The 26,336-nt window shown below is 73.6% G+C and carries 23 protein-coding genes; 6 read left to right on the top strand and 17 right to left on the bottom strand.

Annotation, left to right across the window (positions count from 1 at the left end; all coding sequences use genetic code 11):
* Nucleotides 1-123: 123 nt before the first annotated feature.
* The 14 genes from C8250_RS16560 to C8250_RS16495 form a co-directional block, all read right to left on the bottom strand.
* Nucleotides 124-894 carry an alpha/beta hydrolase gene (locus tag C8250_RS16560; RefSeq protein WP_138353220.1) on the bottom strand — a complete coding sequence of 257 codons (771 nt, stop codon included), beginning with the start codon at nt 892-894 and terminating at the stop codon, nt 124-126.
* 62 nt (nt 895-956) lie between these two features.
* A complete protein-coding gene (locus tag C8250_RS16555) occupies nt 957-1,598 on the bottom strand; it encodes a PhzF family phenazine biosynthesis protein (protein ID WP_138353221.1) in 642 nt (213 codons plus the stop codon).
* Between the two features lie 8 nt (nt 1,599-1,606).
* The gene (locus C8250_RS16550) at nt 1,607-2,839 is read right to left on the bottom strand and encodes a type III PLP-dependent enzyme (RefSeq protein ID WP_138353222.1); all 1,233 of its coding nucleotides are present in this window, start codon (nt 2,837-2,839) and stop codon (nt 1,607-1,609) included.
* Nucleotides 2,836-4,665: an IucA/IucC family protein gene (locus C8250_RS16545; RefSeq protein WP_138353223.1), complete on the bottom strand. Its 1,830-nt coding sequence runs from the start codon at nt 4,663-4,665 to the stop codon at nt 2,836-2,838. The genes C8250_RS16550 and C8250_RS16545 overlap by 4 nt, the downstream gene beginning before the upstream one ends.
* 11 nt (nt 4,666-4,676) lie before the next feature.
* Nucleotides 4,677-5,915 carry an MFS transporter gene (locus tag C8250_RS16540; protein ID WP_138353224.1) on the bottom strand — a complete coding sequence of 413 codons (1,239 nt, stop codon included), beginning with the start codon at nt 5,913-5,915 and terminating at the stop codon, nt 4,677-4,679.
* Nucleotides 5,912-7,711 carry an IucA/IucC family protein gene (locus C8250_RS16535; RefSeq protein WP_138353225.1) on the bottom strand — a complete coding sequence of 600 codons (1,800 nt, stop codon included), beginning with the start codon at nt 7,709-7,711 and terminating at the stop codon, nt 5,912-5,914. Before C8250_RS16535 ends, C8250_RS16540 begins: the two co-directional genes overlap by 4 nt.
* Nucleotides 7,708-8,901, bottom strand: coding sequence for an ATP-grasp domain-containing protein (locus tag C8250_RS16530; RefSeq protein WP_138353226.1), 1,194 nt, complete (start codon nt 8,899-8,901; stop codon nt 7,708-7,710). The genes C8250_RS16535 and C8250_RS16530 overlap by 4 nt, the downstream gene beginning before the upstream one ends.
* A gap of 79 nt (nt 8,902-8,980) precedes the next feature.
* On the bottom strand, nt 8,981-9,988 hold the full coding sequence (locus C8250_RS16525) for an iron-siderophore ABC transporter substrate-binding protein (RefSeq protein ID WP_138353227.1): 1,008 nt from the start codon (nt 9,986-9,988) through the stop codon (nt 8,981-8,983).
* Nucleotides 9,989-10,050: 62 nt separating this feature from the next.
* Nucleotides 10,051-10,890 carry an ABC transporter ATP-binding protein gene (locus tag C8250_RS16520; protein ID WP_138353228.1) on the bottom strand — a complete coding sequence of 280 codons (840 nt, stop codon included), beginning with the start codon at nt 10,888-10,890 and terminating at the stop codon, nt 10,051-10,053.
* Nucleotides 10,887-12,017: an iron ABC transporter permease gene (locus tag C8250_RS16515; protein ID WP_138353229.1), complete on the bottom strand. Its 1,131-nt coding sequence runs from the start codon at nt 12,015-12,017 to the stop codon at nt 10,887-10,889. The genes C8250_RS16520 and C8250_RS16515 overlap by 4 nt, the downstream gene beginning before the upstream one ends.
* Nucleotides 12,014-12,982, bottom strand: a complete 969-nt coding sequence (locus C8250_RS16510; protein ID WP_187145288.1) for an iron ABC transporter permease — start codon at nt 12,980-12,982, stop codon at nt 12,014-12,016. Before C8250_RS16510 ends, C8250_RS16515 begins: the two co-directional genes overlap by 4 nt.
* A 144-nt stretch (nt 12,983-13,126) precedes the next feature.
* Nucleotides 13,127-13,450 (bottom strand): nitrite reductase small subunit NirD, encoded by a 324-nt coding sequence (gene nirD / locus C8250_RS16505; protein ID WP_138353231.1) that lies wholly within the window; start codon nt 13,448-13,450, stop codon nt 13,127-13,129.
* Nucleotides 13,447-16,068 carry a nitrite reductase large subunit NirB gene (gene nirB / locus C8250_RS16500; RefSeq protein WP_232484975.1) on the bottom strand — a complete coding sequence of 874 codons (2,622 nt, stop codon included), beginning with the start codon at nt 16,066-16,068 and terminating at the stop codon, nt 13,447-13,449. Before nirB ends, nirD begins: the two co-directional genes overlap by 4 nt.
* 2 nt (nt 16,069-16,070) lie before the next feature.
* Nucleotides 16,071-17,402 (bottom strand): FAD-dependent oxidoreductase, encoded by a 1,332-nt coding sequence (locus tag C8250_RS16495; RefSeq protein ID WP_187144871.1) that lies wholly within the window; start codon nt 17,400-17,402, stop codon nt 16,071-16,073.
* 240 nt (nt 17,403-17,642) lie between these two features.
* On the opposite strand from C8250_RS16495, the gene C8250_RS16490 reads away from it, so the two are divergent.
* The 3 genes from C8250_RS16490 to C8250_RS16480 all read left to right on the top strand — a co-directional run bounded on the left by C8250_RS16490 (nt 17,643) and on the right by C8250_RS16480 (nt 19,652).
* Complete coding sequence (locus tag C8250_RS16490) at nt 17,643-18,089, top strand: MarR family transcriptional regulator (RefSeq protein ID WP_232484976.1); 447 nt, start codon at nt 17,643-17,645, stop codon at nt 18,087-18,089.
* Between the two features lie 76 nt (nt 18,090-18,165).
* Nucleotides 18,166-18,750, top strand: coding sequence for an isochorismatase family protein (locus C8250_RS16485; RefSeq protein ID WP_138353233.1), 585 nt, complete (start codon nt 18,166-18,168; stop codon nt 18,748-18,750).
* Nucleotides 18,747-19,652 carry a DJ-1/PfpI family protein gene (locus C8250_RS16480; RefSeq protein WP_138353234.1) on the top strand — a complete coding sequence of 302 codons (906 nt, stop codon included), beginning with the start codon at nt 18,747-18,749 and terminating at the stop codon, nt 19,650-19,652. Before C8250_RS16485 ends, C8250_RS16480 begins: the two co-directional genes overlap by 4 nt.
* 73 nt (nt 19,653-19,725) lie before the next feature.
* Here the strand turns inward: C8250_RS16480 and C8250_RS16475 are convergent, their stop codons facing one another.
* The 3 genes from C8250_RS16475 to C8250_RS16465 form a co-directional block, all read right to left on the bottom strand.
* Entirely contained in the window at nt 19,726-20,223 is a 498-nt protein-coding gene (locus tag C8250_RS16475) for an OsmC family protein (protein WP_138353235.1), read from the bottom strand.
* Between the two features lie 44 nt (nt 20,224-20,267).
* The gene (locus C8250_RS16470; RefSeq protein WP_138353236.1) at nt 20,268-22,364 is read right to left on the bottom strand and encodes a molybdopterin oxidoreductase family protein; all 2,097 of its coding nucleotides are present in this window, start codon (nt 22,362-22,364) and stop codon (nt 20,268-20,270) included.
* 112 nt (nt 22,365-22,476) lie between these two features.
* Nucleotides 22,477-23,196 (bottom strand): ElyC/SanA/YdcF family protein, encoded by a 720-nt coding sequence (locus C8250_RS16465; protein ID WP_138353237.1) that lies wholly within the window; start codon nt 23,194-23,196, stop codon nt 22,477-22,479.
* A 129-nt stretch (nt 23,197-23,325) separates the two neighbouring features.
* Here C8250_RS16465 and C8250_RS16460 point away from each other — a divergent pair, with 129 nt between their 5' ends.
* The 3 genes from C8250_RS16460 (at nt 23,326) to C8250_RS16450 (ending at nt 26,186) form a co-directional block, all read left to right on the top strand.
* Complete coding sequence (locus C8250_RS16460; protein ID WP_138353238.1) at nt 23,326-23,790, top strand: gamma-glutamylcyclotransferase family protein; 465 nt, start codon at nt 23,326-23,328, stop codon at nt 23,788-23,790.
* A gap of 66 nt (nt 23,791-23,856) precedes the next feature.
* Entirely contained in the window at nt 23,857-24,783 is a 927-nt protein-coding gene (locus C8250_RS16455; RefSeq protein WP_138353239.1) for a sirohydrochlorin chelatase, read from the top strand.
* 68 nt (nt 24,784-24,851) lie between these two features.
* Nucleotides 24,852-26,186 carry a deoxyguanosinetriphosphate triphosphohydrolase gene (locus C8250_RS16450; RefSeq protein WP_138353240.1) on the top strand — a complete coding sequence of 445 codons (1,335 nt, stop codon included), beginning with the start codon at nt 24,852-24,854 and terminating at the stop codon, nt 26,184-26,186.
* The last annotated feature ends 150 nt before the right edge of the window (nt 26,187-26,336 follow it).

Genomic DNA, 26,336 nt, shown 5'->3' with positions numbered 1-26,336 from the left:
TCCTCGTGTCGCTGGCCGAAATCCGGATCCCCCGGCGGTCAGCTTAGAGAGCGGGCCGCCGATGCACGAGGCATGTGCGTGACAGGACAAGAACGGCACGTACGCGTGCGGCCTCGCGGCCGGTCAGCGCCCCGCAGCGGGTACCGTTCCGCGCAGGAAGCCGACGAGAAGTTCGGTGACGGCGGCAGGCCGTTCCAGGCTGGGCAGATGGCCCGCCCAGGGCAGTTCGACGTGGCGGGCGTCGGCGAGCAGGCCGGGCAGGGCGGCGGCGATCTCCCGGAAGTCCGTCACGTCATGGGCGCCCGACACGGCGAGGCACGGCGCCGTGACCGCCGCCAGGTCGAACTCGGCCCTGATCGGCTCGAACTCCTCGAGGGCGGCCAGCTGTACGTCGAAGGCGCGCCGCTGCATCCCGCGCACCGCCTCCCGGACGTCCGGCCCGCCCGCAGGACCCACCCAGGTGTCGACCATCAGCTCCACCGCCCCGGCGACGTCCCCCGCCTCCAGCAGTTCGTCCTCCCGCGCGCCGATCGCGCGCAGCCCGGCGCTGACCTCATGTCCGGGAAGCGCGGAACAGAGCAGCGCCAGGGCGCTCACCCGCTCCGGCCGGCGCGCCGCGATCTCCAGAGCGACCCGGCCGCCGGAGGAGGACGCCACCAGCGCGGCCCGCTCGATGCCGAGGGTGTCGAGGAGGTCCAGCACGTCGTCGGCGTTGCTGTACGGCCGGTCCGGCACGGGACTGCGGCCGAACCCCCGGAAGTCGCACCGCACCGGCCGGTACCCGGCGTCGACCAGGTCCGTCCACTGCGCGTCCCACATCCGCCGGTCGCACACCCCGGAATGCAACAGCACCACGGCCGGGCCGTCTCCGGCCACGTCATGAGAAAGAGTCATCCGGCAGACCCTACTCAGCCGCGGTCCGGCCCACCCCTGGATCACCGGCCCCTCGCGCGCCTTCAGCGCACGGCTGCCACCCGGCCGCCCACGTCGATCGTGCCGTCCGGGCCCGGGCGGGTCAGGATCTGGGAGGCGGTGCCCTGGCGGATGTCGAGGGGGCGGGCGAGTTGGGCGGCGAGGACGATCGCGGAGGCGCCGGTCGCCTCGTCCTCGGTGATCGCGTCGCCGCGGCGGGGGAAGCCGCGGGCGCGGACGCGGCCCGCCGCTTCGTCGGCCCAGGCCCAGGCGTAGAGCCAGCCCTCGCCCGGTGGCGGGGAGGGCAGGGCGTCGACCTCGGCGACCGTCGGGTACTGCTCGGTGCGGCGGCCGGGGGCCCAGGCGGCGCGGCCGCGGATCCAGGTGAAGTCGCCCTCCGTCCAGGCGGGGACGTCGCCGGCCGGCGGGCGCAGGAGGGACGACTTCAGGAGCCAGGCGGTGCCGGTGAGGGGGTGGCCGGCGAAGGGGAGTTCCACGCTGGGGGTGAAGATCCGAACGTCGCCGCGCTCCGCGTCGTCGATGAACACCGTCTCGCTGTAGCCGAGTTCGGCGGCGATCGCCTGGCGGGCGGCCGGGTCGGAGGAGTCGGCCGACACCACGCCCAGGAGGTTGCCGCCCCGGCCGTCGGGGCCGATGAACACCCGGAGCACTTCATGATCGGTCATGGGCCGATTCAAGCACTGCCCAGGAAGTGGAAGCCCGGCCGGGGATGCATCAGGAAGTCGTGGTGGGAGATGTTCCACGCGTACGCCCCGGCCAGCGCGAACACTACGCGGTCCCCGGCCCGCAGGCCGGGCGCCGGAACCCGGCGGGCGAGGACGTCCTTCGGGGTGCAGAGCTGGCCGGTGAGGGTGACGTGGTCCTGTCCGGCGGCGGGGCGCGGCCAGGGGTGCGGCCAGTGGCCGACGGGCAGGACCTCGCAGGGCTGGTCGTGGCCCTTCGTCGCCGGGGTGCGCAGATGGTGGGTGCCGCCGCGCAGCACGGCGAACTCCTCACCGTGGCTGGGCTTCACGTCCAGCGCCTCGGTGGCGTACCAGCCGCAGTAGGCGCTGAGGGCGCGGCCCGGCTCGATACGCAGCAGCAGGCCGGGGTGGGCGGCGATGAGGCGCGCGAGGCCTTCGCCGTAGGCGGTCCAGTCGAAGCGGGCGCCGGGATCGGCGTAGTCCACGGTCATGCCACCGCCGACGTTCACCTCGGGCAGCGCGATGCCGTGCCGGGCGGCCAGGCCCACCGCGAACGCCACCACCTCGGCGGCCACGGCGAGCTGCGCCGTCGCGTCGAGGCCGCTGGCGAGGTGGGCGTGGATGCCGCGCAGCTCCAGTTGGGGGTGGCTGCCGTCGGTGAGCAGCCGGACGGCGCTGTCGGCCTGTGCGGGGTCGAGGCCGAACGGGGTCGGGCAGCCGCCCATCGCCAGTGAACTGCCTTCCAGCGCCGCGCCCGGCACCGGCAGGTTGAAGCGCAGCAGGACGGGAACGGTCCGGCCGGGGGCCGGCCGCGCGGCGAGGTGGCCGAGCATGCGCAGCTCGTACTCGCTCTCCACGTGGAAGCGTTCCACGCCCAGCTCCAGCGCCGCCGCGATCTCGGCCGGGGTCTTGCCGGGCCCGCCGAAGGCCAGCGGGCGGTCCGGGACGGCCTTGCGGACATGGGTCAGTTCGCCGCCGGAGGAGACCTCGAAACCGTCGACGTACGGGGCGAGCGCGGTCAGGATCTCCGGCTCGGGGTTGGCCTTGGCGGCGTAGTAGAGCTCGACGCGCTCGGGGAGCGCGGCCCGTACGGCGGCGGCGTGGGCGCGCAGCTCCGCCAGGTCGTAGAGGTAGGCGGGCAGGTCGTCGGCGGCGAGGTACGTGGCCCGGTCGCGGACCGCGTCGGTCAGCAGCGCCGGGCCGGCGGAGGAGTTCGGGGTCATCGGGTGCTCCAGGGCTCGGTCCGGTCGCTGTCGTCGCCGCCGGTTCCGCAGCCCGCCGCGCCCGGCGCCGACGCCCCCGACAGCACGTCCTCGGCCAGCGGAGACGGCAGCCGTACGTAGCCGGCCTCGCGGTCCGCCTTGCGCTCCCAGCGCGTCAGGAGGTTGGCCTTGGCGGGCAGCGGGACCCCGGCGAGCAGGGCGCTGAGCCGGGGCGGGCAGCCGTGGTCGTCCGCGTACTCGCGCAGCACGCCGTGCACCCGCGCCCACAGCGCCGTCTCGGACTGCGGGTGCAGATCGGCGAGGGCCGCGAGCAGTTCGGCGACGTGGTTGACGAGCAGGCAGTAGATGACGCGGTCCCAGCCGCGTTCCGCGTCGTACGTCATGGGGGCCGCGACATCGGCGGGCAGCGCGGCGAGGGTGGCGGCATGGTGCTCGGGGAGGAGCTTGGTGCCCTCCAGATCGCGGAAGAGCACCTGGACCGGGAAGCCGTCGCCGTCCACCCCGATCAGCACGTTCTGCAGATGCGGTTCCAGCACGACGCCGTGGTCGAAATAGGCGGCGAGCACCGGCGGGAGCAGCAGTCGCAGATACGCCGTCCACCAGTCGAGGGCGGCCTGTGGGCCCGCCCCGTCGAGGAGCCGCGAGATGTGCGCGGAGCCGGTGGGGTACTCGTCGGCGACGGCGGCCGCCAGCAGCGGGGTGACACCGGGGCGCAGATGCGCGGCCAGGCCGTCGCGGACGATGACGCCGAAGCCTTCCAGCAGGCCGATGTCCGGGCGCCCGTCGGCGCCGGGCAGCGCGAGGCTGCGGTACGCGGGCTCCCGCAGCATGGCGCTGTCCGGGAAGCGCCCGGCCAGGTCGGCGAGGACCGGCGCCAGCAGGCGGGTGAGCGCGACCGCGCCGGACAGTTCGTAAGCGGCGTTCTTCCGCAGGCAGTTGGTGATCCGGATGTTGAGGCTGAACTTGAGGAACGTGTCGCCGTCGTACAGCGTGCGGACCGACGCGGTCGGTGCCGCGGCCGCGTCGCCGGTGCCCAGGTCGAGGATGTCGCCGCAGGCCAGGGCGGCGCGCAGCGCCGGGTGGTCGTGCAGCAGCCCGTACTGCCACGGGTGCGCGGGCAGCAGCCGGTAGCCGGCGGGCACCGGCCGCAGCCGGTCCAGCGGGTCGGCGGCGCCGGGTTCGCTGCGCTCCTCCGCGATCAGGTGCTCGCGGACGGCGAAGTGCCGCAGCGGGAACGTCGCGCCCGCCTCCGGGGCGTACGCGGCCCACGACGCCGGGTCGCCGGTGCGCGCCTTGGGGGTGGGGTGGAAGCGGTGACCGAACAGCAGGGACCGCTCGGACTCCAGGTAGTCGGGGGCGCCGGGACCGTCGTCGCTGCCGGGCACCGGACGGGGGAGCGACAGCGCGGCGGCGACGCCCCGGTGGCTGGAGACGATCTGGTCGAGGAACTCGTCGTTGCGCACCCCGGTGCGCAGTGACAGCTCGTCGTGCACGTACTCGGCGAGTCGGTACCAGTCCAACTCCTTCCACCCGTCCGCGTGTTGCTCCGCGACGGGGCCGGTGAACCGGTGGGCGCCGATGAGCGAGGTGCGACGCAGCGCGACACGCAGCAGCGCGTCCGCGCGGGGCAGCCGCAGCAGGAGGTGGCCGTCCGCGACCGCGGTCTGGTGCTCGGGTCCCGATACCTCGCGGAGCAGGCAGTTGAGGAGGGTGTGGGCCACGACGTCATCGGCGTCGGGAAGACCGCTGGCGTGAAGACCGCTGGCGGAAAGGGCGCTGGCGGAAAGGCCGGCGGAAGGCTGCGCGAGGTGCAGGGGAAGCGTCATCAACGGCTCCATCAAGGGTGCGAGAAGAGAGCGTGTACGGCGGCTGCGACGGTGATCAGAGCGACGGCGGTGCCCGCGAGCACGGGCGCGGTCGGTCCGAAGGCGCTGTTGCCGAGTGCGGCGACCACTCCGGCGGCGACGGCCCCGCCCTTGGAGACGAACTCCAGGGAGCCGAACATCCTTCCCGGCGAGCGGCCTTGCACCGCGTCGGCGGCGAGCAGGGACAGACCGACCAGGCCGAGCGTGAGCCCGGCGCCGAGCAGCAGCCGGACGGCCGTGAACGTGATCAGCGAACCGGCCACGGCATGCCCCGCGAGACCCGCGGTCACCGCCGTGAAACCGAGGGCGATACCGAGCCGGGGGCGGTTGCGGAAGGCGGAGTGCACGGGCGCCGCGAAGAGCAGGTAACACAGGTGCGGCAGGGCGAAGAGCGACCCGGAGACGACCGGGGAGATCCCCGATATTCGGTCCCCGAGCAGGGCGATGAGGTAGGGGAACGAGATCACGGTCGAGAAGACGAACGCGAACTCGAAGAGGTACAGCTCCCGCAGGAGCCCGCGCTGCGCGGTGACCGGCGGCGCTACCACCGCGATCTCGACCGGCTCAGCTCCGAGCATCTGCTGCTCCGCCCGCGGCTTCTCCATGACCACGACGGTCTCGCGCGGTTCCGGCAGTGCCAGCAGCATCGCCGCGGCGCCCAGCGGGAGCAGCGCGAGCAGCGCGTACTGGCGGTGCGGGGAGAGCCAGGGGGACAGCGTGCCGACCACGATGGGCGCGGCGACGAGGGCGGCGCGGGCGCTGCCCTGCATCAGGGTCAGGGCCCAGGACAGCCGGGTGCCGTCCAGCCCCGCCGCGAGATAGCCGTTGGTGGCGGCGAAGGTGCCGCCGAGGATGCCCTGCAGCACGAGGGCGGCGGTGAAGGTGGGCAGCGAGTCGGCGGCCCCGGCCAGCAGGAACGACAGCGCCAGCCCGAACTGGGCCCGCAGCAGAAGCCGTTTGCGGCCGTAGCGGTCGGCCAGCCGCCCCCACAGCGGGGCGGCGAGGCCGCCGAAGACCGTCGGGACGATGTAGAGCAGCCCGGCCCAGTGCGCGGTCGGGTCACCCAGCTCCGGCAGGATGGACGTCAGGTACGGGGGCAGGCCGAGCGCGGCGAACGAGGCGACGAAGTAGCAGGCCGCGACGGCGTGCACCTGGCGGCGCCCCAGGGCGGGAGCCGGAGCGGCGGAAATCGTCGCCGCCTCGGCGCTCACCGCGAACCAGTCCCGACCAGCAGGTAGTTGGGGCCGGTCGTGTAGTGCTTGTTGATGTCGGCCGCGCCGGAGCGCTCCTTGCTGAGCAGGGTCCCGGCGCTGACCATCGCCTTGACCGGGAGCCGCTCGGCGTTCAGCACGCGTTCGCGCAGCAGCTCGGCCGGCTCGCCGCCCAGACGGTCGAACGCCTCGGAGAGCCGGTCGCGGACCAGCCGCAGCAGGTCGTCCAGCGGCGCCCGGCCGTGGTCGGCCAGCCCGAAGGCGTACGAGCCCGCGCACAGGTGGACGGTGATGGTGGTGAACAGGTCGATGAGCGGTTCGTCGGAGACGCAGAAGATCCGTTCGTCGTCGAACTCGTCGATCCTGGCCGTAAGTTCGCCCAGTGCCCGGCTCAGTCGCGCGGTGTTGATGCGTGGCCCGTCGTTGTCCTTGAGGACCAGCCGCAGCCGGGTGGTGCCCGTCGTGCGGTCCTGGTCCAGGGCGAGGGAGATGTTCTGCTGGTGCGACTCCAGGGCGATCCCGTAGCCGAAGAGCGTGGTCTGCCAGTCGAACAGCAGTGTCAGGCAGGCGTCCAGGAGAGCGATGGGGTCGCCGTCGTAGAAGCGGTCGGCGAGCTGGTCGATCACCAGCCGGCCGTCCGGGGCGCCGGCGAGCAGCGCGGCTATCGGGACCAGGACGGAGTTCTGCAGGTGCTCCGGATAGCGGCGCAGCAGGACGGCGAGGAGCTCGTGCCCGGCGTGCGCGTAGCGGCGCTCGTCGGCGAGCAGCACGGTGTCCTGGAACCGGGGTTCGCGGGCGATCACCTCGCTCAGCAGCAGCTGGCAGGCGGCCCCGTCGGCGAGCGTGCCCGGCTTGATGGTCCGCCGGTTGCGCAGCCCCAGGGTCGCGGTGGCCAGCGGCAGCTTCAGATGCAGCAGCGGATACGTACGGTCCGCGAGCGTGCGCATGGACAGGGTGGGGACGAGGGACAGCGGCGCCTGTTCGGCGAGGAACGCGCGCCCTTCCAGACCGGTGGCGCGCAGCGCCTCGTCCAGCGGCGTCCCGACGGTCAGCGGGTGCACCGGGAGCACGGTGTGGGTGTCGCGCAGCTCCGGCATGCCGAGGGAGGCGGGTGTCGGCCACAGATAGGCGTACGTCTCGGCGGGGCCGCCGCCGGACTCCGTCACGGCATCACGGGGCAGGACGAGCCAGCGCGGTGCGACGTCCTCGTGGAACTCCGGCGCATAGGCGCGCAGGTCGGACTCGCCGAGGCCGCTGCGGCCGCGCGATGTCGGATACACCGGGTGGTCGTGGAAGGCGGCCAGCGCGTCGAAGCCCAGGCTGCGGGCGTACGTCCAGTACGCGGTGTCGGAGCCGTAGCGCTCGGCGAGCCGGCCGGTCACCTCCGCGCGCACCCGGTCGTGCAGCCGCAGGGTCGCCGCGGTCTGCCGGCACTCCTCGGCGAACGCGTCGAAGCCGGCCTGGTCGACGGGGTCCGCCAGGGCGCGCAGTGCCCGCAGCACGGCGTCGGCGCCGGTGAGTTCGCGGCCGTCCGAGGCGCGCCGCAGCAGCGGCAGCCGGGCGGCGTACTCGCTCTGGAAGCCGTCGTCGGTCACCGGGAGCAGCAGCGCTTTCCCGAACCCGCCGGCCCCGTCACCGCCGTAGGTGTACGGCAGCCGCAGCCAGCGGCCGTCGGACTCCTCGACGAGGGTGGAGCGGGTGCGCAGCCCGACGACGTCCTCGCGCAGCAGCGCGCTGAGCACGCGCAGCATCAGTTCCGCGTCCACACCGGCATCGGTCGTACGGGTGCCCGTCATGGGGTGATCTCCCAGCGCTGCGCCCGGAGGAAGTCCGTCACGACGCGGTCCACCGCCTCCTGGTCGGTTCCGGTGGCGCGCACGATGCCGAGGAGGTCCCGGTTGGTGTGGTGCAGTTCGTGCCGTTCACCGGTCGCGCGCAGCGGGCGGTAGACCAGCCGGACACCGTCCACCGTGCGCTCGGTGGCCTCGGGCGCGGCGGTCAGGGTGCCCGCCCGGTCCGCGCACGGGTACTCCAGCCGGGCGCGGCCGCCGCCGCGGGCGCCGAGGTCGGCGGGGAGCGGTTCGCCCAGGTGGACGCGGAGGATGTGCTCGAAGAGGGGGATGTCGAGCAGCCCGGCGAGCAGCAGATCGCACTGGTCGCCGATGGCCCGGTAGTTCACCTCGATGATGCGCGCCCGGCCGTCCTGGACCACGAACTCGGTGTGACAGGCGCCGAACCCGACGCCGAGGGCGTCCAGTTGCGCGAGGATCTGCTCGACGACCGCGGCGGGGTGCTCGGGAACGAAGGTGAGCCGTTCCTCGATGAAGTAGGGGAGCGGCGAGAGCCCGGTGTGGAATCCGCCCAGCACGTGCCGGGTCCGGCCGTCACCGAGTGTCTCCAGCGTGTACAGCTCGCCGGTGAGGTACTCCTCGGCCACGAGCGCCGCCTGCGGGCGGCGGGCCTGGATCTCCTTGCAGCGCAGCACCAGTTCCTCGGGGCCGCCGACGAGGACCACGTCCTCGCTGGCCACGCCCTCGCGCGGTTTCACCACGCACGGGTAGGGGACCGGCAGGCCGAGCAGCGAGGCGGGGTCCGCGCCGGCCGCGAGTTCGGCGGACCACACGGTGTCGGCGCCGGTGGCGGCCAGGTGGCGGCGCATCTGCGCCTTGTCCTTGGTGCGCAGGGCGGCCTGCCAGGGCTTGGCGGGCAGACCGAAGTACTCGGCGGCGAGCGCGGTCTGGGTCTGCAGGTGGTCGCTGTTGGTGAAGACGGCGTGGGGGGTGCGGCCGGTGGCGATCCGGGTGATGACGGCACGGAAGTCGCGTACGTCGCACTCCTCGACGTCCACCTGGGTGCCGTACAGCTCCTGGTGGGCGGCGGGGGAGTCGGTGAGGACGGTGACGTCCAGGCCGAGCCGGGAGGCGGCCGGCAGGAAACCCTCGGTGACGGAGTCCGTGGGGTTGAGCGCGAGCAGATACAGCCGCATGGCTGAGAGTCCTGTTCTGGGAACGTGTGGTGGGGAGGGGGCGGGCCGGGGGAGGCCCGCCCCTCTCACACGGGAAGCGTTACTCCGGCAGGTCGACGCCCGCGGCCTTGGCCACGTCGCCGAGCATGCTGAGCGCGGCCTGGACGCCGATGCCGGACATCCACGTCTCGTCGGTCACGTTGACGACCTTGTGGTTCCTGACCGCGCCCAGGTCCTTCCAGACCGGGTTGGACTCGACGACGCTCTGCCGCGTCTTGGCCGGGTCGTCGGAGACGGTGACGAAGACCAGGTCCGCGTCGGCCTTGTCGATCTGCTCGGGGCCGACCTCCAGCATCGCGCTGTGGACGTTCTGCGAGGCCGGGCGGCCCAGGCCGATGTCGCTCAGCACGACGCCGCTGAACGAGTCCAGCTGGTAGAGCCGGGTCGGGCCGGCGACGAAGCGGACGACCGAGGCGGTCGGCTCCTTGCCGCCGTTCCTGGACTTGATGGCCGCACCGAGCTTCTTGGCGCGGTCCTCGTAGGACTTCAGCGCGGTAGCGGCTTCCTTCTCCAGGCCGAGAGCCTTGGCGTGGACGGCCAGGTTCTCCTTCCAGGGGAAGCCGGTGGTCGCGGTGAAGACGGTCGGCGCGATGGCCTTGAGCTTGTCGTAGACCTTCTCGTGGCGGACCTTCGAGGACAGGATCAGGTCCGGCTTGAGGGACGCGATCAGCTCGAGGTCGGGCTCCGCGGACGGGCCGACATCCTTGGTGCCCTCGGTCCTGCCCTGCAGGTACGCCGGGAAGCCGCCCTCGGACTTGAGGTGCGGTGCGACCGCGCCGACCGGGGTGATGCCGAGCATCGTCACGTCGTCCAGCTCGCCGGTGTCGAGCACGACCACGCGCTGCGGCTTCGCGGGAATCGTGGTGCTGCCCATGGCGTGCGTGATGGTGCGCGGGAAACCGTCGGCGGTGGCCGCGGCGTTCGCCTTGTCGTCCTTGGCCGCGGTCCCGCTGCCGCAGGCGGCGAGCGCTCCCACGCCGATGACGAGGGCGACGGGCGCGGCGATCAGCCGGACGAGACGGCGGTGGAGCGGGGCTCTGGTGTTCATGAGGGTGGGGGTTCCTTGCGACTGGACAGGAGAGGGGGACGGGGGAAGGGAAAGGTCGGGGCTCAGCCGGCGACGGCGGTGGCGTGCCGTCTGGCGCGGCCGCGGGGCACGACGAGCGGGGTGCCGGTCTCGGGGTCGGGGATGACCTGGCAGTCCACGTCGAACACGGCCTTCACCAGCGCCGCGTCGAGCACCTCGGAGGGCGGCCCGGCCGCGGCCGGCCGGCCCTCCTGGAGGACGACGAGATGGTCGGCGTACCGGGCGGCCTGGCCGAGGTCGTGCAGCACCATGACGACGGTGCGCCCGGACTCGGTGTGCAGGTCCGACACCAGGTCGAGGACGTCGAGTTGGTGCCGCAGGTCGAGGAAGGTGGTGGGCTCGTCGAGGAGCAGCAGCTCGGTGTCCTGGGCGAGGGCCAGCGCGATCCAGGCGCGCTGCCGCTGACCGCCGGAGAGCTGGTCCACGTGCTGGTCGCGCAGTTCCGTGGTGCCGGTGCGCTCCAGTGCCTCGTCGACGGCGGCCTGGTCGGTGGCCGACCAGGGGCTGAGCAGCCGCTGGTGCGGGTAGCGGCCGAGCCGGACCAGCGCCTCGACGGTGATCGCCTCGGGGGTGACCGGCTGCTGCGGCAGCAGCCCCATCCGGCGGGCCAGCGAACGGGCGGGCATCCGGTGGATGTCCGCGCCGTCCAGGGCCACAGTGCCGGCGGCGGGGGAGAGCAGCCGGGACAGCCCGCGCAGCAGCGTCGACTTCCCGCAGGCGTTGGGGCCGACGATGGCGGTGACGGCGCCGCCGGGCAGGACGAGGTCCAGGCCGCCGATCACCAGACGGTCGCCGTAGCGCAGGTCCAGGCCGTGGGTGGAGAGCTGGTTGGTGCGGTTCGGCCGGTCGGCGCGGGCGGTCATCCGAAACTCCGGTGTGTGGGCCTGCTCTGACGAATCATCAGGACGAGTAGCCAGGGGGCGCCGAGGGTCGCGGTGACCACGCCGACGGGCAGTCCGTGCACCGGCAGCAGATGCTGGACGACCAGGTCGGAGCCGAGCAGCAGGACGGCGCCGGTGAGGGCCGACAGCGCGAGCGTTCCGGCGGTCGGCGGCCCGGCGAGGAAACGGACCACGTGCGGTACGGCGAGTGCGACGAACGCGACCGGGCCGGTGAGCGCCGCGGCCAGCGAGGCCAGCACGATGGCGGTGAGCAGCAGTTGGAGGCGTGCGGCGGACGGCGCCAGGCCGAGCCCGCCCGCGGAGTCGTCGCCCAGGTCGAGGACGGCGAGGCGCCGGTGGAGGACGAACGCGGCGGCCATCGCGGCGGCCACGGCGCCGCCGGCGGCGGACACCTCGGTCCAGGTCCGCCCGTAGAGCGACCCCGTCGTCCACTGCAGCGCGGAGTTGGCGAGTTCGGCGGGGAAGCGCACCACCATCAGGTTGACGGCGGCGGCCAGGCCCGCCTGAACGGCCAGCCCCACCAGGACGAGACGGGTGACGCCGAGCCCCGAGCGCCAGGCGAACGCGCCGAGCAGGACGGCGGCGAGCAGCCCGCCGCCGAGGGCGGCCAGCGGGATGAGGGTCTGCGAGGCGCCGGTGGCGAGCAGCGAGACGGCGCCGAGGGAGGCGCCGCCGGTCACGCCCATGACGTCGGGGGAGGCGAGCGGGTTGCGGAACAGCCGCTGCAGCAGCCCGCCGGCGACGGCGAGGCCCGCGCCGGCGACGATCGCCGCCGCCATCCGGGGCGCCCGGAACTCCTGGACCACCAGCACGTCGCCGGAGTCGCCGAGGCCGATCAGGGCGCGCAGCGCGGTGAGCGGGGGCATCAGGATCTGCCCGGTGGTGAGCGCGGTGGTGGCCAGTACGAGGATCGCCGCCACGGCGCAGACGCTCAACAGCGCGGTCCGGCGCCCGCGGGAGGGCCGCCGCTTCGGGGCGGCGGAGGCATCCTTGGCATCCTTCCGGGGTGCGGGGACGAGGGACTGCGTCGTCGTGGGGGCGGGCGGGGTCACGGGCGTGGGCGGGGTCGTGGGGGCGGGCGGCGTCATCGGGCCACCTTCCGGGCCAGCACCGCGAGCAGCGGCGCGCCGAGGAAGGCGGTGACGATGCCGACCTCCAGTTCGGAGGGCGCGATCATGACGCGGCCCAGGACGTCGGCGCCGAGCAGCAGCAGCGGGCCGGCGATCAGACAGCCGGGGACCAGCAGCCGGTGGTCGTTGCCGAACACCAGCCGCACCAGGTGCGGGGCGGCCAGCCCGATGAAGGCGACCGGTCCCGCCACCGCGACGGCGGAGCCCGCGAGCAGCACCACGGAGAGGCCGCCGGCGACCCGGATCCTGGCCACCGGCACGCCCAGGGCCTGCGCGGTCTCGTCACCGAGGGCCAGGGCGTTGAGCGCCGGGGTGATGGCCAGCGCGATGACCAACCCGACGGCGATCAGCGGGAGTACGGGGTAGAGGACGTCGAGTGTCCGCCCCGAGAGCGAGCCGGCGAGCCAGAACCGGGCTTCGTCCAGGGTGCGGTTGCTCGCCAGCATCACGGCGGACGTCCAGGACACCAGGACGGCCGTCAGCACCGTGCCGCCCAGTGCGAGCCGTACCGGGTCCAGGTCGCCCGCCCGCCGGGCGAGCGTCTGGGCGAAGAGCGCGGCGGCCGCGGCTCCGGCGAACGCGAACCACAAGTACTGGGAAGGGTGCGTCAGATGCAGTGCGTAGATCGCGGTGACGACGGCGAAGCCGGCGCCCGCGTTGATCCCCAGTGTGGTCGGCGAGGCCAGCGGGTTGCGGGTGACGCCCTGGGCGACGGCGCCCGCCACCCCGAGCGCCGCGCCGACCGCGAGCCCGATCAGGGTGCGCGGTACGCGCAGCCCGGTGACCACCACGGCGTCACGGCTGTGGGCGTGGTGGAACAGGGCGTCGAGCACGGTGCCGAGGGGGACCGGCCGCGAGCCGAGTGCGAGGCTCGCGGCGGCGCACGCCGTCAACGCGACGGCGCCGAGCAGGAACAGCGGTATCCGCCGGACCGGGGAGGGGAGCTGGCCGGCGACGGCCGTCCGCTGGGTCTTGAGCACCGGTCGATCTTAGGTTAGGTAAACCTAACCTTGTCAATTCGCTGTGCATTCGCCACATTACGTGACGCGGTCGCGCTGTATGGGGGATTACTGGGACCTGACGGCATACGAGGCGGTACTGACCGATTCGTCGTCCAGGCAGGTGCCGGTCGCCAGGTCGAAGCGCTGCTTGAGCAGCGGTGAGGCGACGTACGCCCGGCCCGCCGCCGAGCCGAGCAGGCCGCGGGACAGCACGTAGGCGCCGGTGAACGGGTCCCGGTTGCCGATCGCGTAGAGGGCGCCGTGGCGGTCCTGGAAGAGGGCGGCCTGCGAGCCGTCGGGCAGCAGGGCGGCGACGCCCCGGCCCGGGGTCAGCAGGGCGTCGTCGCAGACCGGGAACCAGGCGTCGTCGAGGAGGAGTTCGATGGTCATGCGGTGACCGTCCCTTCGAGGGTGCGGATGGCGAGGGTGGGGCCGGCCAGCAGCACCGGGCCGGCCAGCAGATCCAGATCGGGCTTGACCTGGTCGCGCTCCTCGACGAACCGGACGCTGGGGTCGGGCACGTCCGGCGCGTTGACGAAGGAGACGAAGCGGCTCAGCCGCTCGGGGTCGTTGATGGTGTCGGCCCACTCGTCGCGGTACCCCGCGACATGCGCGGACATCAGTGACTCCAGCTCGTCGCAGATGCCCAGCGAGTCGTGCACGACGACGTCGCGGACGTGCTCCAGGCCGCCCTCGATCCGCTCCAGCCAGGCGGAGGTACGCTCCAGCCGGTCGGCGGTGCGGATGTAGAACATCAGGAAGCGGTCGATGAGCCGGACCAGTTCCGCGTCGCTGAGGTCCTGTGCCAGCAGGTCCGCGTGGCGCGGGTCGGCGCCGCCGTTGCCGCCGACGTACAGGTTCCAGCCCGACGCGGTGGCGATGATCCCGAAGTCCTTGCCACGGGCCTCCGCGCACTCGCGGGCGCACCCCGAGACGGCGGACTTGAGCTTGTGCGGCGAGCGCAGCCCCCGGTAGCGCAACTCCAGGCCGATGGCCATCTTCACGCTGTCCTGGACGCCGTACCGGCACCAGGTGCTGCCCACGCACGACTTCACGGTGCGCAGCGCCTTGCCGTACGCGTGCCCCGACTCGAACCCGGCGTCCACCAGCCGTGTCCAGATCAGCGGCAGCTGGTCGACACGGGCGCCGAAGAGGTCGATCCGCTGCCCGCCGGTGATCTTCGTGTAGAGGCCGAAGTCCCGGGCCACCTCGCCGATCACGATGAGCTTCTCCGGGGTGATCTCACCGCCGGGGATACGCGGCACGATCGAGTACGAGCCGTTGCGCTGCAGGTTCGCCAGGAAGTGGTCGTTGGTGTCCTGGAGCGCGGCCTGTCCGCCGTCCAGCACATGCACCGGAGCGCCGATCGACGGCGCCAGCGAGGCGATGACCGAGGCCACCGCCGGCTTGCAGACCTCGCAGCCCTCGCCGCCCCTGGCCGCCTCGCGCCCGTGGCTGTCGAGCAGTGCCGCGAACGAGGTGACCCGCAGCGCGCGCACGATCTCGTACAGCTCCTGGCGGGTGTGCGCGAAGCAGCCGCACAGCCCCTTGTCCTCGGCGGGCGGCAGCAGCTGCCCCAGCACCTTCAGGCAACTGCCGCAGCCCGTGCCGGCCTTGGTGCACTTCTTGAGCTGCGGCACGGTGGTGCAGGAGTGCTCGGTGACGGCGCCGAGGATCGCGCCCTTGGTGACGTTGTGGCAGCTGCAGATCACCGCCGTGTCGGGCAGCGACGACGGCCCGAGTTCGACCGGCCCTCCGGCGCCCGCAGGCAGCACCAGCCGCTCGGGCGGCACCGGCGGCACCGAGCCGGTCATCGGGCGCAGCATGCCGTACGAGTCGGCGTCGCCGACCAGGATGCCGCCCAGCAGCACACCCTCGCGCGAGACCACCAGCTTCTTGTACACGCCGGAACGGGAGTCGGAGTACAGCACGTCCAGGCAGCCGGGGGTGGCGCCGTGGGCGTCGCCGAAGCTCGCCACGTCCACGCCGAGCAGCTTGAGCTTCGTCGACAGATCCGCGCCCTTGAAGGAACCCGCGTCGCCCGCGATCGCCTTCGCCGCCGTCTCCGCCATCTCGTAGCCGGGCGCGACCAGCCCGTACACCCGGCCGTCGGAGGCCAGCGCGCACTCGCCGATCGCGTACACCGCCTCGTCCTCGGTCCTGCACTGCTCGTCCACGACGATCCCGCCGCGCTCGCCGACCGGCAGCCCGCACTCCCGGGCCAGCTGGTCGCGGGGGCGGACGCCGGCCGAGAAGACCACCAGGCCGGTCGTGAGCGTCGAGCCGTCCGACAGCGACATCGCGGCGACCCTGCCGTCCTCGCCCGCCACGATCGCCTGGGTGCCGACACCCGTGTGGACGGTGACGCCCATCTCCTCGATGGTGCGCCGCAGCGCCTCGCCGCCGCCCTCGTCGATCTGCACCGGCATCAGGCGCGGCGCGAACTCCACTACGTGCGTGTCCAGTCCGAGCCCCTTCAGGGCGCCCGCCGCCTCCAGGCCCAGCAGTCCGCCGCCGACGACCGTGCCGGTGCCGCCGGTCGCGGCGTACTCCTCGATCGCCAGCAGGTCCTCGATGGTGCGGTACACGAAGCAGCCCTCGGTGTCCTTGCCCGGGACCGGCGGCACGAACGGGAAGGAGCCGGTGGCCAGCACCAGCGTGTCGTACCCGAAGGTCAGCCCGGAGCGGGCGGTCACGGTGCGGGCCGCGCGGTCGACGGTGAGCGCGGGATCCCCCAGCCGCAGCTCGATGCCGTGCTTCTCCATGAAGCCGTCCTCGGCGAGGGCGAGTCCGTCCGGCGTCGTCCCGGAGAAGTACGAGGTCAGATGGACCCGGTCGTACGCCGCGCGGGGCTCCTCGCACAGCACGACCACCCGCGCCCGCTCGGTGACGCCCCGGTCGGCGAGCGCCTCCAGGAACCGCTGACCGACCATGCCGTGTCCGACCAGCACGATCGTCGGAACCGTGGGAACGTCCGTCGTGCCGCCAGCCATCGTGTCAACAGCCATGGTCAGGAACCTCCGTCGTTGGTGAGCAGGTGGAGCAGCGGAGCGGATGAGGCCGGGAGCGGCTCGTCGGCCTCCCAGGTGCGGGCGAGCGTGCCCACCGCGGCGAGATCGCCGAGCAGGATCCCGCCGACCAGCCGGTCGTCACGGATGACGACCTTCCGGTAGGCGCCGCGGGTCGCGTCCGTGAGGCGCAGTACGTCGTCGCCGGGGACCGGCAGCGGGTCGCCGAACGCGGCGAGGTCGAAGGGGGCGATCCCGGTGGCACCGGTACGGGCGGGCTCTGAGGCGTTGGCTGCGGGCGCGGGGGAGCCGCCGAGGGTCAGCCGGGTCAGGGCGCGGGTGCCGGTGTAGCGCGGTGGGTCCGCGGGGCGGCCGGGGGCGGGCCCCCGCGCCGCCTCGGTGAGCAGCAGCGCCAGCGCGTCCGCCTGTTCACGGGCCGCGTTCGCCAGGCCGTACACGACACCGCCGTGCTGCGAGCAGTCGCCGATCGCGTGGATGAACGGGTCGGACGTCCGCAGCTCGTCGTCCACGACGATGCCCCGGTCGACCTCGAGCCCCGCCGCCTGCGCCAGCCCGGTGCGGGGCCGCACACCGCAGGCGAGAACGACCAGGTCGGTGCCGAGGCAGTAGCCGTCGGCGAGTTCGACGGACCGGACGGCGCGGACGGCCTGCGGCGTACCGTCCGGGGCGGTCCGCAGTCCCCGCACCCGGCACTCCGTGTGGACCTCGATGCCCATCGACTCCAGATGCGTGCGCAGCAGCCTGCCGGACTGCTCGTCCAGCTGCCGCTCCATCAGGTACTCGCCCTGCTGGAGCAGGACGACATGGGCGCCGCGCGCCGCCAGCGCCCGCGCCGCGGACACCCCGAGCAGCCCGCCCCCGACGACGACCGCCCGCACGCCGGGGTGCAGCGCCCCGGACAGCGCCAGGCAGTCGTCCATGGTGCGGAAGGCGTGCACGCCCAGCGGCAGTTCACCGCGCCCGGCCTCGAACAGGCCGCGCAGCGGCGGGAGCACCGGGTTGGAGCCGGTGGCCAGCACCAGCCGGTCGTAGCGAGTGGCGGAGCCGTCGTCGCAGATCACGAGGCGCTCGGCGCGGTCCACCCGCACCACGCGCCGTACGGTGCAGGCGGCGTCCGGCAGCGTGATGACGTCCGGCTCGTACCGTCCGGCGAGTACCTCGGCGAGCAGCACCCGGTTGTACGGGGCGTGCGCCTCCTCCCCGAACAGCGTCACGCGGACGCCGGGGGCGGCGGGCGCGAGCTGCTGCGCCAGGCGCGCACCCGCCATCCCGCCGCCCACCACCACGATCTCCGTGCCCGCTTCGATGTCCATGCCGGTCAGCCTGCGGCGCGGCTGTTACCCGGCCGCATCGCGTCCGTTTCCCTGAGGGAACGGTGCCCTCAGCGCGGGACGGCGGCGGGTGTGAGACGGATGGCGGCGCGGCTCTGAGCCGCACGAGAGCCGAACCCGGGCCGCACCCGAACCGGAATAAAGACTGCGCGTAGATGATCTCTGCGAAGATTGATGCCCCCGAATCCGCTTACGGCCGGTGGGGACGGGTACGGTCGGATGATGGCCGCACCCGACGACAGCCCCGGTTTCCTGTTCTGGCGCACCTCCCTCCACTGGCAGCGCGCCATCGCGGCGGCCCTGGCGCCGCTCGATCTCACCCACGCCCAGTTCGTCCTGCTGGCCGGGCTGTGGTGGCTCGACAGCCAGGGCGAGCAGCCCAACCAGCTCCAACTGGCCCGGCACAGCGGCACGGACGTGAAGATGACGTCCCAGGTGCTGCGCCGGCTGGAGGACAAGGGCCTGCTCACCCGCGTGACCGATCCGAGCGACACCCGGGCCAAGCGGCTCGGCATCACGCCCGCGGGCGCCGAGCTGGCCACCGAGGCGGTCGCCACGGTCGAGGCGACCGACGCGGCGTTCTTCGGCGCGGCGCCCGACCAGGAAGCGCTGCTCGCCGCGCTGCGCACCCTCGCCCTGCCGCCCGCCGGACCGCCCGCCGACGCGTGATCGGTGACCGGATCGTTCCGCATCCAGGCACAATGGTGTCTGTACCGCGGACTCCGCCGAGGGCCAGGATCGAGGCATGAACCGAGCACTGATCGTCATCGACGTCCAGCAGTCCTTCCTCCAGCGCCCGCTGTGGCAGGCCTCGTCCAACCCCGGCATCGTCGGCCAGGTGAACCGCCTCGTGGCGCACGCCCGCGACGAGGGCGACCTCGTCGTCTGGGTGCTGCACAGCGAGCCCGGCACCGGCGGGGTCTTCGACCCGGCCAGCGGTCACGTGCGCCTGATGGAGGGACTGGAGCCGCTCGACGGCGAGCCGGTGCTCACCAAGACCGCGCACAACGCCTTCACCACCACCAACCTCCAGCAGCTCCTCACCTCGCGCGGCGTCACCGAGGTCATCACCAGCGGCATCCGCACCGAGCAGTGCGTCGAGACGACGACCCGGCTCGCCTCCGACCTCGGCTACGAGGTCACCTTCGTCACCGACGCGACCGCCACCACCCCGTGCGAGCACTGGGACGCGCCGGCCGGCCGCTCGGTCGAGGAGATCCTCGCCGACCCCCGCACCCTGCAGACCGACGACATCATCGCGCGCACCGAGTACGCGCTCGCCGGCCGGTTCGCCCGGGTGACCACCGTCAAGGAGCTGACCGGATCGTGACCCGGGTCGTCTTCCTGCTCGTCCCGCACCTGCACCTGCTGGATCTCGCGGGCCCGGCGCAGGTGTTCTCGACCGCGGCCGACTTCGGCTACGACTACGAGACCGCCTACGTCGGCGAGCAGGAAGACATCCCGACCGCCCAGGGCGTACCGCTCAGGGCGGCCACCCGCTGGCCCGACCTCACCCCCGACGACCTGGCGATCGTCCCGGGCTGGCGGTCCCGCACGCTGAGGCAGAACGGGCACGTGGCGGAGTCCACGCTCCAGCGGCTGCGCGACCACCACGCCGCGGGCGGCGTCGTCGCCAGCATCTGCGCGGGCGCCGACGCCCTCGGCCGGGCCGGCCTCCTCGACGGCCGCCGCTGCACCACCCACCACGACGTGCAGGACGAACTCGCCGTCCGCCACCCGCGGGCCACCGTCGTGCGCGATGTGCTCTACGTGGTCGACGACCGGATCGTCACGTCCGCCGGGATCGCCAGCGGCATCGACCTCGCGCTGCACCTCGTCGCCGGCCGGCACGGGCCGGGCGCCGCCGCCCGCATCGCCCGCAACATGGTCGTCTACGCCCGCCGCAACGGCGACGAACAGCAGACCAGCGCGATGCTCCGGCACCGCGCCCACCTCAGCGACGCCGTCCACCGCGTCCAGGACCTCATCGACGCCCGTTTCACCGAACACCTCGGCCTCGCCGACCTCGCCGCCACCTCCGGCGTCAGCGAACGCACCCTCACCCGCCGCTTCGGCGAAGCCACCGGCCTCACCCCGCTCCGCTACCAGCAGGTCCTCCGCGTCGAGCGCGCCGTACACCTCATCTCCCACGGCTCCACCATCGAATCCGCCGCCCGAGCCGTCGGCTTCGAGGACGCCCGCATGCTCCGCCGCCTGCGCGCCCGGGCCTGACGGCGCCGGGTCCCGGTTGAGTGAGGTGGTCCGACGTGGTTCGTGCGGCGCATCGGCCGCTATCGAGGATCGATCATGCGGACCGGTTGCCCCGTGGTGCGAGCGATGAGACGGTGATCACCGGCTCGTGGCGGACCGGGAAGTTGACCGAGGCGGCGATGAAGCAGGTGCGGTGGGCGTCGGCGTGGAGGGTGGCGGCCTTGTCGGCCATCTCCTGGGAGGCGACCTCGACCTGTGGGCGCAGGACCGCTTCCGTGAAGTGGCCGCCCTCGGGGGTGGTTTCCATCGTGCCGTGCGCGTTGTCCGTGTAGGCGGTGACGGTGACGCCGCCGACGGCGCAGACGTGCAGGTAGGCGAGCATGTGGCACTGCGACAGCGCGGCGAGGAGCAGCTGCTCGGGGTTCCAGCGGGAGGCGTCGCCGCGGAAGGTCGGGTCGGAGCTGCCGAGGATGGTGGGTACGCCGGCGGCCGAGACCTCGTGGGAACGGTCGTAGGCGCGGTAAGTGCTCGTCCCGGTACCGAGGTTGCCGGTCCAGGTGACCTGCGTGTCATAGGTGTGGGGCGTGGGCACGGCGGCTCCTTCTGTTGATCTGCCGGACAGGGCCCAGAGTACGTTCAGCCGGTCGCGGGACCCACCGCCTCCACCCGCACCGCGCACACCTTGAACTCCGGCATGCGGGACGTCGGGTCGAGAGCCGGGTTGGTCAGGGTGTTGGCGCGGCCCTCGCCCGGCCAGTGGAACGGCATGAAGACGGTGTCGGGGCGGATGGCGGAGCTGATGAGCGCGGGGGCGACGGCGCGGCCCCGGCGGCTGGTGACCGCGAGGACGTCGCCCTCGGCGACCCCCAGGCGCGCGGCGAGCTGTGGATGGAGCTGCACGAAGGGGCCGGGGGAGGCGGCGTTGAGTTCGGGGACACGGCGGGTCTGGGCACCGGACTGGTACTGCGCCAGGACGCGGCCGGTCGTCAGATGGAGCGGGTAGTCGGCCGACGGCTCCTCCGCGGAGGGCCGGTGCAGGACCGGGACGAAGCGGGCCCTGCCGTCCGGCGTCGCGAAACGGTCCAGGAAGAGGCGGGGCGTTCCGGGGTGCGCGGCGTCCGAAGACGTTTGCGGGCACGGCCAGAAGACGCCGTCCTCCTCCGCGATCCGCCGGTAGGTGATGCCCGAGTAGTCCGCCGGACCGCCCGCCGACGCGCGGCGCAGCTCGTCGAAGACCTCCTCGGGGTCGGTGGGGAAGCCCTTCTCCCACCCGAGCCGGGCGGCGAGCCCGTTCAGCACCTCCAGGTCGGTACGGACCTCCGGCGGCGGGTCGATCGCCTTGCGGCGCAGGATGACCCTGCCTTCCAGGTTGGTGGTCGTGCCGGTCTCCTCCGCCCACTGGGTGACCGGCAGCACGACGTCCGCCAGCTCGGCCGTCTCCGACAGGACGACGTCGCAGACCGCGAGGAAGCCGAGCGAGGCGATCCGTTCGGTGATGTGCGCGGCGTTCGGCGCGGAGACGACCGGGTTGGAGCCCATCAGCAGCAGCGCGTGCACCTCCACGCCGAGCGTGTCCAGCAGTTCGTACGCGCTGCGCCCCGGCGCCGGCAGGTCGTCCGGGTCGACACCCCACACCGCCGCCACGTGCGCCCGTGCGCCCGGGTCGTCCAGCTTGCGGTAGCCGGGGAGCTGGTCGGCCTTCTGGCCGTGCTCGCGCCCGCCCTGCCCGTTGCCCTGCCCGGTGAGGCAGCCGTAGCCGGAGAGCGGCCGGCCCGCGCGGCCGGTCGCGAGGCACAGGTTGATCCAGGCGCTGACGGTGTCGGTGCCCTTGGACTGCTGCTCGGGGCCGCGCGCGGTGAGCACCATGCTCTCCGGTGTCGCGCAGAACATCCGCACGGCCTCCCGGAGTTGCGGCACCGGCACCCCGGTGATGCGTTCCACCAGTTCCGGCCAGTGCGCCATGACGCCTGGCCGCGCCTCGGCCCAGCCGGTCGTGCGCTCCGCGATGAACCGCTCGTCCAGATGTCCCTCGGCGACGGCGAGGTGCAGCAGCCCGAGCGCGAGCGCCAGATCGGTGCCGGGCCGCGGCTGCAGATGCAGATCCGCGTGCTCGGCGGTACGGGTGCGGCGCGGATCGACGACGATCAGCTTGCCACCCCGCTCGCGCAGCTCCGTGAGGTACCGCAGCGCGGGTGGCATCGTCTCGGCGAGGTTGGAGCCGACGAGGATCACGCAGCCGGTGCGGGCGATGTCCTCCAGCGGGAACGGCAGCCCCCGGTCCAGGCCGAAGGCCCGCTGGTGGGCGGCGGCCGCCGAGGACATGCAGAACCGGCCGTTGTAGTCGATCTGCGAGGTGCGCAGCACCACCCGCGCGAACTTGCCGAGCGCGTACGCCTTCTCGTTGGTCAGCCCGCCGCCGCCGAAGACCCCGACGGCGTCGCGGCCGTGCTCGGCCCGCGTCCGCAGCAGTCCCTCGGCGACCCGGTCGAGCGCCTCGTCCCAGCCGGCCGGCTCCAGCGCGCCGCCGGCACCGCGCACCAGCGGCCCGGTCAGCCGCGCGCCGCGCGCCAGCACCTGGGGCGCGGTGCGCCCCTTGCCGCACAGCGCGCCCCGGTTCACCGGGAACGCGGGCCGTTCCACGACCTCGACGCCGCCCGCCGGCAGCGCCGCGAGCCCCATGCCGCATTGCAGGGCGCAGTAGGGACAGTGCGTGTCAATGGTGCTCGGGCTCATCCGCCCAGCCTGCGCCGTACGTGTTTCGCCCCCGTACGCGACGCGGTTACGCGGCCGGTACGCGCACCTCAGCGCGCCGCCGGGCGCCCTGTGAGGGCGGGGCGGACGTCCGTCAGCGTGCCGCCGGGTCCGGGGCCAGGGCCCGTGTCACGCCCGGCTCCCGGGGTCCGAGGAAGACCGGGTCGGGCTCGACCACGATGTCCAGCGCCGCCTTGGTCGCCGCGACGAGCTCGCGCCCGCCGCCGTAGAACCACGTCACGTCGTGCGGTTCGTCGACCCCGACGCCGTACCCCTCGACGCCCGCCGCGTCGCACAGCGCCAGCGCCCGCCGGATGTGGAAGCCCTGGCTGACGAGGATCGCCCGGTCCACACCGAAGATCCGCTTGGCGCGGCTGCACGAGTCCCAGGTGTCGAAGCCCGCGTAGTCCAGCACGACCTTCGACGCGGGCACACCCTGCTTCTGCAGATAGCCGAGCATCGCGCCCGGCTCGTTGTAGTCGGTGCGGCTGTTGTCGCCGGTCACCAGGATCGCCCGGACCTTGTGCGTCCGGTACAGCTCGGCGCCCGCGTCCAGCCGGTGTGCGAGATACGGCGTCGGTTTCCCGTCCGCCAGGCCCGCGCCGAACACCACCGCCACCGGCTCCGACGGTACGTCCGCGACCGCCCGCACCCGTCCGTCCGCCGTGATCTGCAGCCAGGTCGTGGGCAGCAGCGCCAGGACGCAGCAGGCCATCACGGCCTGCAGGAGGAGCCGGCGGCCGCGCCGGGTCCGCGGCGGGCGCAGCCTGCGCAGCACGGCGGGCACGGCGGCACGTATCCGGCCCGGCTTCATTCGGCGTCCCCTCGCTGAGCGACTCTGTCGTGCGGTCAACTCCGTCGTCCGGATCGACGCGTACGGCGCCGGTACGGTTCCGGGCACGATGGACGCAGCCGCGCCGCCAGCGAAGAGAGGACCGCCGCCTTGACCCCGCCGCCCCCGTCCCGCCTGCCCTTCTTCGTCTACGGGACGCTGCGTCCCGGCCAGGCCAACCACCCGCTGGTGGAGGGCCGTACCGCACCGCCGAGACCCGCCGTACTGCCCGGGGCGCTGCTGTACGCCGGGCCCGGCTACCCCTACGCGGTCGCTGCCCCGGCCGCCGAACCCGTCACCGACACCGTGCACGGTGAGCTGCTGGACGTGCTGCCCGACCAGTACGACACCGTCCTCGCCGACCTCGACCGGCTGGAGGACCACGTCCCGGGCGCGCGCGGGAATCTGTACGAGCGGCTGGCGCTGCGCGTGATCTGCGACGGTCTGCGGTGCGACGCCTGGGTGTATCTCGCGGGGGAGGGGCCGGCCAGGACCCTGCGGGCGTCGGGGCGGATCATTCCGGGCGGCGACTGGGTCCGCACCCAGCGGTCTCACAGGCCGTACCGACGCTCGTGAGACCGAGGAAAACACTTGTCATCACTGTGCAATGCGGGCGCAACCTCCGCACTTCAGGCTCGGTCCATGACGGCGTCGACAGCGCATCCGCACCCGCACCCGGAGTTCGGCCTGGCCCCGGCCGACGGCTCCGGCAGCCCCGGCAGCTCTGACAGCCCCGACAACTCCGGCCTGTCCGGCAGCTTCGACAGTACGGCGCAGCTCCTGAACCGGATCACCGCACAGCTCAGCAGCCAGCTCTCCCACGTCACCCTCACCGCGGTCCCGCGCGGCCCGGCCCTGGTCGCCGTGGCGCACGGCAGCCGTGACCCCGCGGCGCGGCGCACCGTGCGCGCGCTCCTCGACCGGGTCCGGGCGCTGCGCCCCGGCCTGCCCGTCCACCTCGGGCACATCGAGCTGAACGAGCCGCTGCTCGACGACACACTCGCCGCGCTGCGCGGTGATGTGGTGCTCGTGCCGCTGCTGCTCGGCGACGGCTACCACGTCAAGCAGGACATACCGCAGGCGCTGGCCCGCGCCCCGCACCTGCGCGGGCTGACCGCCGCGCCGCTCGGCCCGCATCCGCTGCTCGCCGAGACGCTGCACGTGCGCCTCGCGGAGGCCGGCTGGCGCAAGGGCCTGCGGCGCGCGGGTGTGGTGCTGGCGGCCGCCGGCTCCCACGACCCCGACTGGCCCGCCGACACCGCCCGCACCGCCGAACTCCTCAGCCACCGGCTCGGCGGCGCCCCCGTCCTGCCCGCCTACGCCTCCGGCGCGGGACCGTCCGTCGACGAGGCGGTCGGTGCGCTGACCGCGCGCGGCCACCGGGTCGCGGTCGCCTCGTACTTCACCGCCCCCGGTCGGTTCGCCACCCGGACGTCGGCAGGGGCGCCCTGGATCGCGGCGGCGCCGCTGGGCGCGCACAGCGCCATGGCCCGCCTGGTGCTGCACCGTTACGACCAGGCGCTGGCCGCCGCCGGCCGGGCCGCGCCGCGCCATCTCGCCAGCGCGTAACCCGGTACGGGACCGCGGGACCGGTGGCGGCGGCGCGTCTGTCACTCCGGAGCGTTACGGTCACAGGCATGGAAGCGAACTACCGGACCGACGCGGCGGCCGCGCACCTCGGGCCGTACGAGCGGTACGGGCCGTACGGGGACGCCGATACCGACCGCTATGTGACCGAGCCCGACAAGCGGCCGGGCCGCACGGCGTTCCAGCGCGACCGGGCGCGGGTGCTGCACTCGGCCGCGCTGCGCCGGCTGGCGGGCAAGACCCAGGTGGTGGACCCGGGCTCGGCCCTGATGAACACCAGCCCGCGCACCCGCCTCACGCACTCGTTGGAGTGCGCGCAGGTGGGGCGGGAGCTGGGCGCCGCGCTCGGCAGCGACCCGGACCTCATCGAGACGGCGTGCCTGGCGCACGACCTCGGCCACCCGCCCTTCGGGCACAACGGCGAGCAGGTGCTGGCCGAGGTCGCCGAGGCGTGCGGCGGCTTCGAGGGCAACGCGCAGTCGCTGCGGCTGCTGACCCGGATCGAGCCGAAGCGCTTCATGCGGGACGCCGACGGCACGATGGTCAGCGTCGGCCTGAACCTCACCCGTGCCGCCCTGGACGCCGCCACGAAGTACCCGTGGCCGCGCGGCGGCCACCCCACGAACCCCGGCAGCCCCAAGTTCGGGGCCTACGAGGACGATCTGCCGGTCTTCGACTGGCTGCGGGCCGGTGCGCCGGCGGACCGGCAGTGCTTCGAGGCCCAGGTCATGGACTGGGCCGACGACGTCGCGTACTCGGTGCACGACGTGGAGGACGGCCTGCACGCCGGCCACCTCGACCCGAACCTGCTGCTCGCCGACGCCGAGCGCGCCGACATCTTCGACTGCGCGGGGGAGCGGTACGCGGCCGACGCCACCCCCGACGAGCTGGCCGAGGCCCTCGACCGGCTCCTGGAGCAGGCGTGGTGGCCGCACGGCTACGACGGCTCGGCCATCTCCCAGGCCCGGCTGAAGGACGCCACCTCGCAGCTCATCGGCCGGTTCTGCCTGGCCGCCGAGCGCGCCACCCGCGAGGCGTACGGCACCGGGCGGCTCACCCGGTACCGCGCCGAGCTGGTCGTGCCGCGCGAACAGCGCCTGGAGTGCGCAGTCCTCAAGGCGGTCGCCGACCGGTACGTCATGCAGCGCGCCTCGCAGGAGCGCCGCCGCGCCGAGCAGCGGATCCTCATCTCGGAGCTGTCAGAAGCGCTGCTGGCGCGCGCCCCCGAGGGCCTGGACCCGCAGTTCCGCGGCATCTTCGACGAGGCGGCGGACGACAGTGCGCGGCTGCGCGCCGTCGTCGACCAGATCGCGTCGCTCACCGACGCGACGGCCACGGCCCTGCACGCACGGCTCACGACGGGCCGGTCCGCCAGGCTGCTGTGAGGCGGTGACGCGGCGGTGGGGGCCGGGCGGTGCGACGTGCCGCCGGGCCGGGCCGACCAGCCGCGGACGTACTCTTTCCGGTCCCGTCGCGGCCACCCGCGACCGGGCCCGCGCGCATCTGTCCGAAGTAGTGCGGGCGCGCGAGGCATA

It is taken from the genome of Streptomyces sp. So13.3 (assembly GCF_005860785.2).
GTDB lineage: Bacteria > Actinomycetota > Actinomycetes > Streptomycetales > Streptomycetaceae > Actinacidiphila > Actinacidiphila fildesensis.
This window is presented reverse-complemented; position numbering and strand designations above follow the sequence as displayed.